Genomic DNA, 13,222 nt, shown 5'->3' with positions numbered 1-13,222 from the left:
GGCTCCTGGCTTCAGGCATCCATGTTGCCGCCGGCTAGGGCGCACAGGCGAATGGAGTCGAGGATGCGCACTTCCTTGCCTTCGGCTTCGATGAGGCCGTTCGACTGGAAGCGGGTAAAGACGCGCGATACGGTCTCGACGGCGAGGCCTAGGTAACTGCCGATCTCGTTGCGCGACATGGGCAGCCGGAACTGGTTAGCCGAGAAACCCCGCGCGCTGAAACGGGCGGAAAGGTTGATCAAAAACGTGGCGATACGCTCGTCTGCAGTCTTCTTCGACAGCAGCAGCATCATCTGCTGATCATCACGGATTTCGCGGCTCATGATGCGCATCAGCTGGCGACGCAACTGCGGCAATAGCACGCTCAACTCATCCAAACGCTCGAACGGAATTTCGCAAACCGATGTGGTTTCCAGAGCCTGCGCGGACACCGGGTAGGCCTCGGTGTCCATGCCGGACAGGCCAACCATCTCACTGGGCAGGTGGAAACCGGTGATCTGCTCCTCGCCGGCATCGGTCACGCTAAAGGTACGCAGCGCACCGGAGCGAATCGCGAATACGGAGTTGAAGGCATCGCCCTGGCGGAACAGCATGTCGCCTTTCTTCAGCGGGCGGCCGCGCTTGACGATCTCGTCGAGTGCCTCCATGTCCTGCATGTTGAGCGAAAGCGGCAGGCACAGGCCGGACAGGCTGCAATCCTTGCAGTTGGCTTGCCGCTGTGCGCGGACCTTGATCGACTCGGACATCGGGGGATTCCTGGAAAGCCTTACGTGGCACGCAAGATTAACTCAGGAACCGAGTCAGGCCAATTGGGCACCGAGGTCGCAGGGTTGTCGATCCGCTGAGTGACCGGTCCGTCAGATCACCCGCGAGAAGCGGCTCTGCGCATGCTCCGGTAGGTAGTGATCGAACTGCATGCAGATGGCGCGAATCAGCAGGCGACCGGCAGGCAATACAAGGAGCCGGTCGTCGCCGAGCTGGATGAGACCGTCCGACGCCATTTGCTCGAGGCCGGGCCAGGCCGTAGCAAAGTACTCGTGGAAGCGGATCTCGAAGCGCGCATCGATCGGCGCGAATTGCACCTCGAAGTCACAGATCAAGCGCTGTATGACCTCTTGCCGGATCCGATCGTCATCGTTGCAACGCAAGCCGCGGGACGTGGCGAGCTGGTCCTGGTCGAGCGACTGTTGGTAGAGCGTGATGTCGCTGTGATTCTGGCAAAACAGGTCCCCGACCTGGCTGATGGCGGAAACGCCAAGCCCAACCAGGTCGCAATGGCCATGAGTGGTGTAGCCCTGGAAGTTTCGCTGCAGCGTGCCGTCTTCCTGGGCCATGGCAAGTTCATCGTCCGGCAGGGCGAAATGATCCATGCCGATGTAGCGATAGCCCGCGCGGGTCAGACGTTCGACGCTTTCCTGCAACATTTGCAGCTTGTCCGCAGATGCGGGTAGCTGCATGGGGTCGATACGTCGTTGCGCCATGAAGCGCTCGGGCAGGTGAGCGTAGTTGAACACAGAGATGCGATCGGGCTGCAGCGCGATCACTGTATCGAGGGTCTGCGCGAAACGCGCCGGCGTCTGCAGCGGCAGTCCATAGATCAGGTCCATGTTGATGGAGCGGTACTGCAATGTGCGGGCTGCTTCGACGATGGTTTGTGTCTGCTCCAGCGTCTGCATGCGGTTCACAGCACGCTGGACCTCGGGGTCGAGGTCCTGGACGCCGATGCTGACCCGATTGAAGCCGAGCTCACGCAGCACGCCCATGGTTGGCCAGTCGGCCTCGCGCGGGTCGATCTCGATGCTGAAGTCGCCGTGGTCGTCGTCCTGCAGGGTGAAATGTCGACGCAGGTGGGTCATTAGCCGACGCAGCTCGTCGTGGCTGAGGAATGTCGGCGTCCCGCCGCCCAGATGCAATTGCTCGACCACCTGCTCGGCTGCCAGGTGGCAGGCAACCGATTCGATTTCTCGCTCGAGCCGCTCCAGATAGGGTAGGGCGCGGCCGCGGTCTTTGGTAATCACCTTGTTGCAGCCGCAGTAGTAGCAGACGTTGGCGCAGAACGGCAGATGAACGTAGAGCGACAGCGGCCGGTGTGCCTGGCGACTGGCGCGCAGCGCGGCGAGGAGGTCGAACGACCCCACCGAGCCGTTGAACTGGAGCGCAGTCGGATAGGAGGTGTAGCGCGGCCCGGCCTGGTCGTAACGGCGTATCAGGTCGGTATTCCAGCGGACGGCGTCTAGCATCTTGGCGTCTCGGTGTGACTGCAGTGGGCCAGATTCTAGGGGGCGTGCCATCCCACAGACTTGACCTGTATCAAGCCACTCTGGAGCCCAAGACCGCGTGCGGGACGAGTGGCATCTCGGGGAAGATTTATTTCGCCAGATGTGGTCGGATTGTCAGAACAGGTAAATCAACGCATCGACCTTTCACAGGAGATCAGTTCATGCACAGCCGCCAGCAAGAGATCGCTGCTGCACTCGGCGTCCGCCCGGCCTTCGACGGGGCGCAGTCCATCCAGGCCGAAATCGACCGGCGCATAGCCTTCATCCAACGCTGCCTGCGTGAGTCCGGCATGAAGACATTGGTGCTCGGCATCAGTGGTGGTGTCGACTCGACCACGGCCGGCCTTTTGGCGCAGCGGGCAGTCGAGGGGATGCGCGCCGCGGGTGACGGTGACGACTATCGGTTCATCGCGGTTCGCTTGCCGTATCAGGTTCAGCACGACGAGGACGAAGCACAGCTGGCCGTCGATACGATCAAGCCGGACGAGTGCCATACGGTGAACATCGGTGCGGCTGTTCAGGGGTTGTCGCGTGCGACCGAGGCGCTCGACGTGCTCGATCCCAAGGCTCGGGATTTCGTTCTGGGCAATACCAAGGCGCGGATGCGCATGGTGGCGCAATACACGATCGCCAATGCCCGCCAAGGACTGGTCATTGGCACTGACCACGCGGCAGAGGCCGTGATGGGATTCTTCACCAAGTTCGGGGACGGCGCGTGTGATTTGACGCCGCTAGCCGGATTGGTCAAGCGTCAGGTCCGGGCGCTGGCCGCTGCGCTCGGCGCACCTGAGCAGCTGGTCAAGAAAGTCCCGACAGCGGATCTGGAGGAGTTGTCGCCCGGCAAGCCGGACGAGGAAGCGCATGGAGTCAGCTACCAGCAGATCGACGATTTCCTACAGGGCCTCGAGATCGATGACGAAGCGGCGGGAATCATTGTCGCGGCTTACGACAAGACCGCGCACAAGCGTCAATTGCCGAAGGAGCCCTGAGGCCGCCAGTCAGTGGCTATGCTGGTGGGTGGGAACTTCATGCGCCGGCGTCGTCGCGCCGCCGTGCCCCATCAGCCATTGCTGATGCGGGCCGGGTAGCGTCCAGAGTCCGAATAGCATGACCACGACACCGCCCAGCCTCCGGACGTTGCGCTTGCGCAGCAGGGCAGTGATACGTTCGGCCGCGAGGCCGGTCGCGAGCAACACCGGCCAGGTCCCCACACCGAACGCCAGCATCAGCAGCGCGCTGTCCAGTGCGTCGCCTTGGCTGGCCGACCATAGCAGCGTGCTGTACACCAACCCGCAAGGCAGCCAGCCCCAGAGCGTACCGAGCAGCAGCGCCTGCGGCAGGTTGCGCACCGGCATCAGCCTGCTGGCAATCGGCTGGATGCGTTTCCACAGACCGCGCCCGATGGCTTCCACGCGTGTCAAGCCGTTCCACCACCCAGCCAAATAGAGCCCCATGCTTATCAACAATGCTGCGGCGAGTACGCGCAAGGCCGTGGCGGCAGGGCTGTTGGCGACCGCCCAGCCTGCAAGCCCGATGACCAATCCGGCCACGGCATAACTCAGGACGCGGCCCAGGTTGTAGGCGAGCAGCAGGCGCAGCCGGCGGTTGCGTTGCTCGGGTGGGATCGCCATGGTCAGCGCACCCATCAACCCACCGCACATGCCCAAACAGTGGCCGCCGCCGAGTAGGCCGAGCACGAAGGCAGACAGCAGCGCGGGCAACAGCTCAATCACGCTTGGTTCGCTCCTGGTCCGATTGGTCAGCCTGTTCGAGGCCGGCCTTGTGCTTGGGGTCCTCATCATCGAACAGAATGCTGTGGGCGGGGCCGTCCAGATCGTCGTATTGTCCGCTATCGACGGCCCAGAAAAAGACCCAGATGGCGAGGGCGACGAGCACCACCGCGACGGGAATCAAAATATAGAGTGCGGCCATGTCGGCTCCGTGCTGCAGGAAGGGTCAGTTAGGCGTTGCCGACCATCCTACGCCAGGCGTCTCGGGCTGTCCTACGCTAGGGGCGACAGGGGTTCGGGTCAGGCGCAGAGCGTTCAGGACGACAAGCAGCGAGCTGGCGGACATGCCTAGCGCCGCCCACATCGGCGTCACCCAGCCGATCGCGGCGAAGGGCAGAATAAGGCCGTTGTACAGGCTGGCCCAGGCCAGGTTTTCAATGATGATACGGCGGCTGCGACGGGCTACGTCGAAGGCCTGGACAAGGCTTTCCAGCCGGTTGGATAGCAGGACGGCATCGGCGCTGGTCTTGGCTAGGTCCGTGGCCGAGCCCATGGCGACGCTGATGTCGGCTGCGGCCATCACCGGTACGTCGTTGACGCCGTCACCGATCATCAATACACGTCGCCCTTCGGCTTGCAGCGCGTGCAGGCGGCTCAGCTTGTCAGCTGGGGTGAGGCCGCCATGCGCGGTGTCGAAAGCCAGTAGCTGAGCGATTTCCCCAACCATGGGTGAGCTGTCACCGGATAGGAGAACGGTGTGCCAACCGCGCCGGCGACAGGTTTCCAGGAGCGCTGGTGCATCGCGGCGCAGGCGATCATCGAGCACTAGCCACGCCAGCGGGCCGTTGCGGTCGCCGAGCAGCAACCATTGACCTTGCTCGCCCGGAATTGACAGTGCCTGGCCACCATAACCTTCGGCCACGAAACCCGGTTGGCCGATGCGCAATGTGCGGTCGCCTACCGAGCCCTGCAGGCCGAGGCCCGGCACGCTCTCGACCGAGTCGGCCGCCTGGGGCGCACGGCCGAACGCTTTGGCAATGGGGTGCTCGGAGCGGTTTTCCAGTGCTGCCGCCAGCTCCAGGCAGGCATCAACATCAAGCGTGCCCAGCGGCCTGATTTCGCTAAGGGTGAGACGGCCCTCGGTGAGTGTGCCGGTCTTATCGAAAATCACGGTATCGATGTGGTTGAGCCCTTCGAGCACATGGCCGCGAGTTAGCAGCAGGCCCAGCTTGTGCAAGGTGCCCGTCGCGGTAGTGAGGGCAGTGGGCGTGGCCAGCGAGAGCGCGCAGGGGCAGGTCGCGACGAGCAGCGCCAGTACGATCCAGAAGGCACGCGTCGGGTCGATCAGCCACCAGACCAGGCCGACAACGACCGCGGTACCCAGCACGATGAGCAGAAACCATTGCGCAACCCGGTCAGCCAGCTCGGCCAGCCGCGGCTTGTCCGACTGGGCGCGTTCGAGCAGGCGGACAATGGCGGACAGGCGAGTATCGTCGCCCAGGGCCTGTACCTGCACCACGAGCGCGCCTTCGACATTGAGGGTGCCAGCGGTGACTTGCTCGCCTGCGCTGCGTGCCTGCGGCAGGTATTCCCCAGTCAGCACCGATTCGTCGACGCTCGAATGGCCGTCAAGAATGAGCCCATCCGCCGGGATCAGTGCCCCGGGCTGGACCAGCACGCGGTCACCGATGTGCAGATCGCTGAGCAGGATGCGATCCGCTTGGTCCGCATCCGACAACCGCAGGCACGAAGCCGGGAGCAGATTGACCAGCTGCGCCGTGGCCGCGGCGGTCCGCTCGCGTGCACGGCGCTCGAGGAAACGCCCTGCGAGCAGGAACAGGGCGAACATGCCGACAGCATCGAAATACAGCTCACCGGTGCCGGTCATCGTCGACCAGATCCCGGCCAGGTAGGCGCCGCCAATGGCGAGCGAGACGGACACGTCCATGGTCAGGTGGCGGGTGCGCAGATCTCGCACGGCGCCCTTGAAGAAGTCGGTGCAGCAATAGAAGACGATCGGCGTGGTCAGCAGCAGGGCCGTCCAACGCAGGATGGTCGCCATGCCCGGTGTGAGGTCGATGTTGAATTCGGGCCAGGTGGCCATGGTCGCCATCATGACCTGCATCCACAGCAGACCGGTAACGCCGAGCTGGCGCATGCTGCGGCGATTTTCCCGAGCAAGGCGCTCGGCGGCCTGGTCGGCCTGGTAGGGGTGGGCGGCGTAGCCGATGCGCCTGAGTTCGGCGAGCAGCTCGCTTAACGGGAGCTTGGCATCGCTCCAACGCACCCGCAGGCGGTGATTAGAGAGGTTCAGGCTGGCTTCGGCGACACCGTCGAGCCCGCGCAGATGACGTTCGATCAGCCAGCCGCAGGCGGCACAGCTGATGCCCTCTATCATCAGTGCGGTGCTGGCGTACTCGCCCTCGTGCTCGACGAAGGGTTCCTGAACGTCCTTACGGTCATACAGTGACAATTCTTCGCCCAGCGCCTGGGGCAGGGCGCCAGGGTTGATCGACGCATCGCTGCGGTGCAGGTAATAGCTCTGCAGGCCGCCCTGGACGATCGCTTCGGCCACGGCCTGACAGCCTGGGCAGCAAAATGCGCGCGCCTCGTCGAGAACCCGTGCGTGGTAATGGCTGCCGGCTGGCACCGGCAACCCGCAGTGATAACAGGGGGTCGGGGTCGCCATCAGATCAGTGGGTCAGATCCATGGCGTGCCCGCTGGCAACCTCGTTTTCTTCGAAAAGACGCCAGTCCTGATCGCCTTCGCGACCGAGCAGTTCGACGAACCGCCGACCGGTTACCGCCTCCTGCATCTGCCCCTGATAGATGCCGTCGCCTTGGGGTTGCAGGACCACCCGGCGATCGCGCTCGGGTTGAGTGGGGGAGAGCAAGTTGAGCACGAGTTGCTGCGGGCGGCTGTTGCCGCTGAGCTGAACTTCGGCCAAGCCACGGTCCTCATCCAGGGTCACGCGGGCCTGAACCTGCAGGCGCTCGGCGAGCTTTTCGCGTTCGAGCGACTGGTTGATGCCCTTTCCGGCATCGTAGTAGTTGTCGGAGACCAGGCTATCGGCGTTGCGAATCGCAATGGTGAGCATGGAGGTGCCGAGGATCACCGAAATCAGCAGGATGCCGATCACGAACCAAGCCCAGAACTGCGTGTACCAGCGTGTCTGCTTTTCGTTATCTGAAGCGTTCATATACACCTGTCAGCGAATGCTCGGGCCGATGAAGCGGCTCTCTGCATCATCTTCGATGGAAGGATCGTCTGCCGAGCGGATGTGGAAGACAATGTCGTTGGTGCTTGAGGGCAGCTTCTCGGGCGCGACCGACAGTTCCACCGGAATCGTCATCAGCTCCCCGGCCGCCGCCTGGATTTCGTTGCGTCCGCTGTATTGCAGCCCGTCCAGGCCGGTCGCCTCGATGACGAAGGTCTGTTCGTTCTGGGCCTTGTTCATCACCTTGAGCGTGTAGACGTTCTCGATCATGCCCTGCTCGTTCTCGCGATAGAGCACACGGTCCTTGAGGACGTCGAGCTTGACCAGGGCGCGGTCGGTCACGGCAAAGGCAAACACGCCCATCATCGCGACGAGCGCCACGGCATAGCCGATCAGTCGTGGCCGTAGCAGGTGGGTCTTCTGCCCGGAAAGGTTGTGTTCGGTGGTGTAACTGATGAGCCCGCGCGGGTAGTTCATCTTGTCCATGATGGCGTCGCACGCATCGATACAGGCCGCGCAGCCGATGCACTCGATCTGCAGGCCGTCGCGGATGTCGATGCCGGTCGGGCAAACCTGAACGCACATGGTGCAGTCGATGCAATCACCCAGGCCCATGGCCTTGTAGTCCGCATCCTTCTTGCGCGGTCCGCGACGCTCGCCGCGGCGAGGGTCATAGGACACGATCAGCGTGTCCTTATCGAACATCACGCTTTGGAACCGCGCGTAGGGGCACATGTAAATGCACACCTGCTCGCGCAGATAGCCAGCGTTGCCGTAGGTCGCCAAGGTGAAGAAGCCCACCCAGAACAGCGCCCAGCCACCGACCTGAAAAGTCAGCAGATCCGGCACCAGGTCGCGAATGGGGGTGAAGTAGCCGACGAAGGTAATGCCGATCGCCAGCGACACCGCCAGCCAGATGGCGTGCTTGGCGGACTTGCGCAGAAACTTGTTGGCACTCATGGGCGCCTTGTCGAGCTTCATACGCTGATTGCGGTCACCCTCAGTGACCTTCTCGGCCCACATGAACACCCAGGTGAACACGCTCTGCGGGCAAGTATAGCCACACCAGACTCGTCCGGCGAACACCGTGATGAAGAACAGGCCGAAGGCGCAGATGATCAGGAGTGCGGACAGCAGGATGAAGTCCTGTGGCCAGAAGGTCGCGCCGAAGATGTAGAACTTGCGCTCGGGCAGGTCCCACCAGACGGCCTGACGCCCGTTCCAGTTCAACCACACGGTTCCAAAGTACAGAACGAACAGCAGGGCTCCGCCACCGAGCCGCAGGTTGCGGAAGATGCCTTTGAAGGCGCGGGTATAGATTTTTTCGCGGGCGGCGTAGAGGTCGGCTGACGCATTGACCTTGGCAGGAGGGGTTACATCACGAACGGGGATTTGCTCAGTCATCGATTGCGTACCACGGCATTGGGTGAGTGCCCCGGTTGATACATGCCAACCGGGATCATTATCTGACCTGCTGCGAATGGTACGCCCCGATGTCTGGAGTCAGGTGCGACCGTGGGTCGCGCCTGGTTGTCTCCGATCAGTTCTCCGCTTTTTGCGAGAGGCTGTACACATAGGCAGCCAGCAGGTGGACCTTGTCGTTACCCAGGGTGTTCTCCTGAGCCGGCATACGGCCGTTACGGCCATAGCGAAGGGTCTGCTGTATCTGTCCAAAGCTCGATCCGTAGAGCCAGACGTTGTCGGTGAGGTTCGGTGCGCCCATGGCCTGGGTGCCTTTGCCTTCAGGACCGTGGCAGGCTACACAGTTGGCGGCGAAGATCTTTTGACCCTGCTCAACGTCACTCTCGGTGCCCTGGGGAACTTCACGGCCCGATAGGCTCATGACATAGCCAGCCACGTTGCGAATGCCGTCTTCGCCGATGACGTCGCGCCATGCCGGCATCGCTGCCTGGCGGCCGCCAAGGATGGTGGTCTTGATGGTTTCGGGTTCACCGCCCCAGAGCCAGTCGTGGTCCGTCAGATTGGGGAAGCCGTAGGCGCCCTTGGCGTCGGAGCCATGGCAGACCGAGCAGTTGGACGCGAACAGGCGACCGCCCATCTTTAGCGCCTGCGGATCCTTGGCGACTTCCTCGACTGGCATGGAAGCGAATTTGGCATACAGCGGGCCGTACTGTTCGTTGGCGCGGTCGACTTCACGCTGCCATTCCTTCACTTGGGTCCAGCCGTCCTCATAGCCAGGCAGCATGCCTTTCCAATTGCCGAGGCCCGGATATAGAGCGAGATAGCCCAGCGCGAACACCACCGTGGCGACGAAAAGCATGAACCACCAGCGCGGAAGCGGGTTGTCGTATTCCTCGATGCCGTCATAGGAATGGCCGACGGTTTCTTCCGTGGTGTCGTGGCGTTGTCCCTTGCGCGTCGCGAGCAGCAGCCAGACCAGTGCGGCAATGGTCCCCAGGCTCAGCAGGGTGATGTACCAACTCCAAAACGAGGTCATTTATTTATTACTCCTGGAAGCTTCTTCATCACGCTTCTTGGATTCGGGCTCGTCCGCGAACGGCAGGTTGGCGGCTTCGTCGAAGCTTTTCTTGCGCTTGCTGCTATAGGCCCAGAGCACGACGCAGATGAATGCGACGAAAACCAAAATGGTGCCCAGACCGCGGAGAGTCCCGATTTCCATGGTGCGTTACCGTTTGTTGGTGAGTGCGGTGCCAAGTACCTGGAGGTAGGCGACAAGGGCGTCCATTTCGGTCTTGCCCTTGACCGCGTCCTTCGCACCGGCGATGTCTTCTTCGGTGTAAGGCACGCCTACGCTGCGCAGTGCTTCCATCTTCTTGGCGGTGTCGCGGCCGTCGAGCGTGTGCTCGACCAGCCAGGGGTAGGCCGGCATCTTGGATTCGGGCACTACGTTGCGCGGGTTATAGAGGTGCGCACGGTGCCAGTCGTCGGAGTAACGGCCGCCGACACGAGCCAGGTCCGGGCCGGTGCGCTTGGAGCCCCACAGGAATGGGTGATCGTAGACGCTCTCACCCGCAACCGAGTAATGGCCGTAGCGCTCGGTTTCGGCGCGGAACGGGCGAACCATCTGCGAATGACAGCCGACGCAGCCTTCGCGGATGTATAGGTCACGGCCTTCGAGCTGCAAGGCGGTGTAGGGCTTCATGCCTTCGACCGGCTCGTTGACCACGTCCTGGAAGAACAGCGGGACGATCTGGGTCAGGCCGCCGATGCTCACCGCCAGGATCATGAACAGGGTCAGCAGACCGATGTTCTTTTCGAGTATTTCGTGATTCTTCATCTATCCCTTTCCTCAGGCGATCTGTGCAGCAGCGTCGATCTCGGACGCTTTGGATACGCGAACGGTACGCCAGGTGTTGTAAGCCATCAGCAGCATGCCGCTGAGGAAGAACGCGCCGCCGAGGGCCCGCACGATGAAGCCGGGGTGGCTGGCTTCCAGTGCCTCGACGAAGGAGTAGGTCAGGGTGCCGTCCTCGTTGATCGCACGCCACATCAGGCCTTGGGTGATGCCGTTGACCCACATCGAGGCGATATAGAGCACGGTGCCGATGGTCGCCAGCCAGAAGTGCGCGTTGATCAGGCCAATGCTGTGCATCTGCTCACGGCCGAACACCTTGGGAATCAGGTGGTAAAGCGAGCCGATGGAGATCATCGCAACCCAGCCGAGCGCGCCGGCGTGAACGTGGCCGATGGTCCAGTCGGTGTAGTGGGACAGGGCGTTGACGGTCTTGATCGCCATCATCGGACCTTCGAAGGTCGACATGCCGTAGAACGCCAGGGAGACGACCAGGAAGCGCAGGATCGGGTCGGTGCGCAGCTTATGCCAGGCGCCGGAGAGGGTCATCATGCCGTTGATCATGCCGCCCCAACTCGGTGCGAGCAGGATGACCGACATCACCATGCCCAGGCTCTGTGCCCAGTCCGGCAACGCGGTGTAGTGCAGGTGGTGCGGGCCGGCCCAGATGTACAGGGTAATCAACGCCCAGAAGTGCACGATCGACAGGCGATAGGAGTAAACGGGGCGTTCGGCCTGCTTCGGCACGAAGTAATACATCATGCCCAGGAAGCCGGTGGTCAGGAAGAAACCTACTGCGTTGTGGCCATACCACCACTGAACCATGGCGTCGGTCGCACCCGAATAGATCGAGTAAGACTTGAACCAGCTCACCGGGACTTCCAGGTTGTTGACGATGTGAAGCATCGCGGTAACCAGGATGAAGCCGCCGTAGAACCAGTTGCCCACATAGATGTGCTTGGACTTGCGCTTCATGATGGTGCCGAAGAACACGATCGCGTAGCTGATCCAGACGATGGCTATCAGGATGTCGATCGGCCATTCCAGCTCGGCGTATTCCTTGGAGCTGGTGAAGCCCTGCGGGAGCGTGATCACGGCGAGCACGATGACGGCCTGCCAGCCCCAGAACACGAAGGAAGCCAGCGTGTCGGAGAACAGCCGTACCTGAGAGGTACGCTGGACCACATAGAAGGAGGTCGCCATCAAGGCGCAACCGCCGAACGCGAAAATCACCGCGTTGGTATGCAAGGGACGCAGACGGCCGAAGCTGGTCCACGGCAGGTCGAAGTTCAGCTCAGGCCACACCAGTTGTGCGGCGATGAACACGCCCAGACCCATTCCGATAATTCCCCACACCACCGTCATGATGGCGAATTGGCGAACCACCTTATAGTTATATGCAGTCTCACTTATTGCTGTGCTCATGCAAGGCTTCCACGCTAATGGCATTTCAGGGGGCAAAAACGGCGGCAAGTATGGAGAAAGGAGGGGGGCAATGCAATCAAGGCCCAGGCCATCTCGCGCCGTCCGGACCCTGATCCCAGGCGTTTTCCATGCTCTTTGCAGGGTCGTTTTTCACATCACGCCGATGTGCCGAATCGAGAGTGTCGCCGTCTAGTTCTGCGGGGTGCGGCGAACGGGGAAGAATATAGAAGCGCGTGGCTTTTCAGGCCAAGCGGAGATGGACCGGGCGGTCTGCGACAGAGCGTCGCACGGCCGCATTTTGGGGCGGGACTTGATCCGAAACAGGGCGATAGCAGGTATCGCCCTGTAATGAGCGGTCAGCGCTTGGCGACCTGCTCGGGCTTCTGCGACAGGCTATAGACATAGGCCGCCAGGAGGTGGACTTTGTCGTTGCCCAAGTAGGGTTCCTGCGCAGGCATCTTACCGTTGCGACCATGACGGATAGTCTGCTGCAGTTGAGGCAGGGTCGAACCGTAGATCCAGCCAGCAGCAGAGGTCAGTTTGGGTGCACCCATGGCCGGCATGCCCTGACCGTTGGCGCCGTGGCACACCGAGCAGTTCTGCGCAAAGATCTGACTCCCGGCGTCGAGGTCGACGTCGCTGCCGTCGGGCAGCGGTAAGCCGGCAAGGCTGTTGCGTACATAGCCAGCGACATTCTTCACGCCTTCTTCGCCGATCACTTGGCCCCAAGCCGGCATCGTTGCGACACGGCCATGCAGGATCGAAGTCTTGATAGTCTCGGCGTCACCACCCCAGCGCCATTCTGTGTCAGCCAGATTGGGGAAGCCATTGGCACCCTTGGCATCCGAGCCGTGGCAGACCGAGCAATGGTTGGCGAACAGGCGCCCGCCGATCTTCAGCGCGCGTTCATCGTCCGCGACCTGGGCGACGCTCATGGCCGAATACTTGGCGAAGATCGGGCCGAACTTGGCTTCGGCCTGGTCGACTTCACGCTGCCACTCCTTCGTCTGTGTCCATCCCCCTTCGTAGCCCGGCAGCACACCTTTCCAGTTTCCCAGCCCCGGGTAGAGGATCAGGTAGCCGATGCCGAACAGCAGCGTCGCGATGAACAGCACGAACCACCACTTGGGCAAGGGGTTGTCGTATTCCTCGATGCCATCGAATGAATGGCCCATGGTCTTGTCGGTCGTGCCGGCCGACTCGCCCTTGCGCGTGGCGAAAATCAGCCAGAACAGAGCGACGATGGTGCCCAGCGTCAGCAGGGCGATGTATCCACTCCAGAAAGCGTTCATCTGT

General features: G+C 62.1%; 13 protein-coding genes. 1 reads left to right on the top strand and 12 read right to left on the bottom strand.

Translation table 11 applies throughout. The features are described 5' to 3' along the window. Nucleotides 1-11: 11 nt before the first annotated feature. Both fnr and hemN read right to left on the bottom strand, forming a co-directional pair. Complete coding sequence (gene fnr / locus KXR72_RS02780; RefSeq protein ID WP_437419598.1) at nucleotides 12-746, bottom strand: fumarate/nitrate reduction transcriptional regulator Fnr; 735 nt, start codon at nucleotides 744-746, stop codon at nucleotides 12-14. Nucleotides 747-857: 111 nt separating this feature from the next. Further along, entirely contained in the window at nucleotides 858-2,240 is a 1,383-nt protein-coding gene (hemN, locus tag KXR72_RS02775) for an oxygen-independent coproporphyrinogen III oxidase (RefSeq protein ID WP_437419597.1), read from the bottom strand. A 200-nt stretch (nucleotides 2,241-2,440) separates the two neighbouring features. Between hemN and nadE the strand changes: the two genes are divergently transcribed. After that, nucleotides 2,441-3,268, top strand: coding sequence for an ammonia-dependent NAD(+) synthetase (nadE, locus tag KXR72_RS02770; RefSeq protein ID WP_437419596.1), 828 nt, complete (start codon nucleotides 2,441-2,443; stop codon nucleotides 3,266-3,268). A 9-nt stretch (nucleotides 3,269-3,277) separates the two neighbouring features. Here the strand turns inward: nadE and KXR72_RS02765 are convergent, their stop codons facing one another. From KXR72_RS02765 to ccoP (KXR72_RS02720), 10 genes are all read right to left on the bottom strand, one after another. Continuing rightward, nucleotides 3,278-4,012, bottom strand: coding sequence for a sulfite exporter TauE/SafE family protein (locus tag KXR72_RS02765; protein ID WP_437419595.1), 735 nt, complete (start codon nucleotides 4,010-4,012; stop codon nucleotides 3,278-3,280). Continuing rightward, on the bottom strand, nucleotides 4,005-4,211 hold the full coding sequence (gene ccoS, locus KXR72_RS02760; protein WP_437419594.1) for a cbb3-type cytochrome oxidase assembly protein CcoS: 207 nt from the start codon (nucleotides 4,209-4,211) through the stop codon (nucleotides 4,005-4,007). The genes KXR72_RS02765 and ccoS overlap by 8 nt, the downstream gene beginning before the upstream one ends. Nucleotides 4,212-4,235: 24 nt before the next feature. After that, entirely contained in the window at nucleotides 4,236-6,698 is a 2,463-nt protein-coding gene (locus KXR72_RS02755) for a heavy metal translocating P-type ATPase (RefSeq protein WP_437419593.1), read from the bottom strand. A 4-nt stretch (nucleotides 6,699-6,702) separates the two neighbouring features. Then, nucleotides 6,703-7,209, bottom strand: a complete 507-nt coding sequence (locus KXR72_RS02750; protein WP_437419592.1) for a FixH family protein — start codon at nucleotides 7,207-7,209, stop codon at nucleotides 6,703-6,705. 9 nt (nucleotides 7,210-7,218) lie between these two features. Further along, on the bottom strand, nucleotides 7,219-8,631 hold the full coding sequence (ccoG, locus tag KXR72_RS02745; RefSeq protein WP_437419591.1) for a cytochrome c oxidase accessory protein CcoG: 1,413 nt from the start codon (nucleotides 8,629-8,631) through the stop codon (nucleotides 7,219-7,221). 136 nt (nucleotides 8,632-8,767) lie between these two features. Next, the gene (ccoP, locus tag KXR72_RS02740) at nucleotides 8,768-9,685 is read right to left on the bottom strand and encodes a cytochrome-c oxidase, cbb3-type subunit III (protein ID WP_437419590.1); all 918 of its coding nucleotides are present in this window, start codon (nucleotides 9,683-9,685) and stop codon (nucleotides 8,768-8,770) included. Continuing rightward, on the bottom strand, nucleotides 9,686-9,868 hold the full coding sequence (locus tag KXR72_RS02735) for a cbb3-type cytochrome oxidase subunit 3 (protein WP_437419589.1): 183 nt from the start codon (nucleotides 9,866-9,868) through the stop codon (nucleotides 9,686-9,688). A gap of 6 nt (nucleotides 9,869-9,874) precedes the next feature. After that, a complete protein-coding gene (gene ccoO / locus KXR72_RS02730) occupies nucleotides 9,875-10,486 on the bottom strand; it encodes a cytochrome-c oxidase, cbb3-type subunit II (protein ID WP_437419588.1) in 612 nt (203 codons plus the stop codon). A 12-nt stretch (nucleotides 10,487-10,498) separates the two neighbouring features. Then, nucleotides 10,499-11,926 carry a cbb3-type cytochrome c oxidase subunit I gene (gene ccoN / locus KXR72_RS02725; protein ID WP_437419587.1) on the bottom strand — a complete coding sequence of 476 codons (1,428 nt, stop codon included), beginning with the start codon at nucleotides 11,924-11,926 and terminating at the stop codon, nucleotides 10,499-10,501. 356 nt (nucleotides 11,927-12,282) lie between these two features. Further along, nucleotides 12,283-13,218, bottom strand: a complete 936-nt coding sequence (gene ccoP / locus KXR72_RS02720; protein WP_437419586.1) for a cytochrome-c oxidase, cbb3-type subunit III — start codon at nucleotides 13,216-13,218, stop codon at nucleotides 12,283-12,285. Between the last annotated feature and the right edge of the window lie 4 nt (nucleotides 13,219-13,222).

The sequence above is a fragment of the Stutzerimonas chloritidismutans genome (assembly GCF_051486945.1).
Classification (GTDB): domain Bacteria; phylum Pseudomonadota; class Gammaproteobacteria; order Pseudomonadales; family Pseudomonadaceae; genus Stutzerimonas; species Stutzerimonas chloritidismutans_B.
This window is presented reverse-complemented; position numbering and strand designations above follow the sequence as displayed.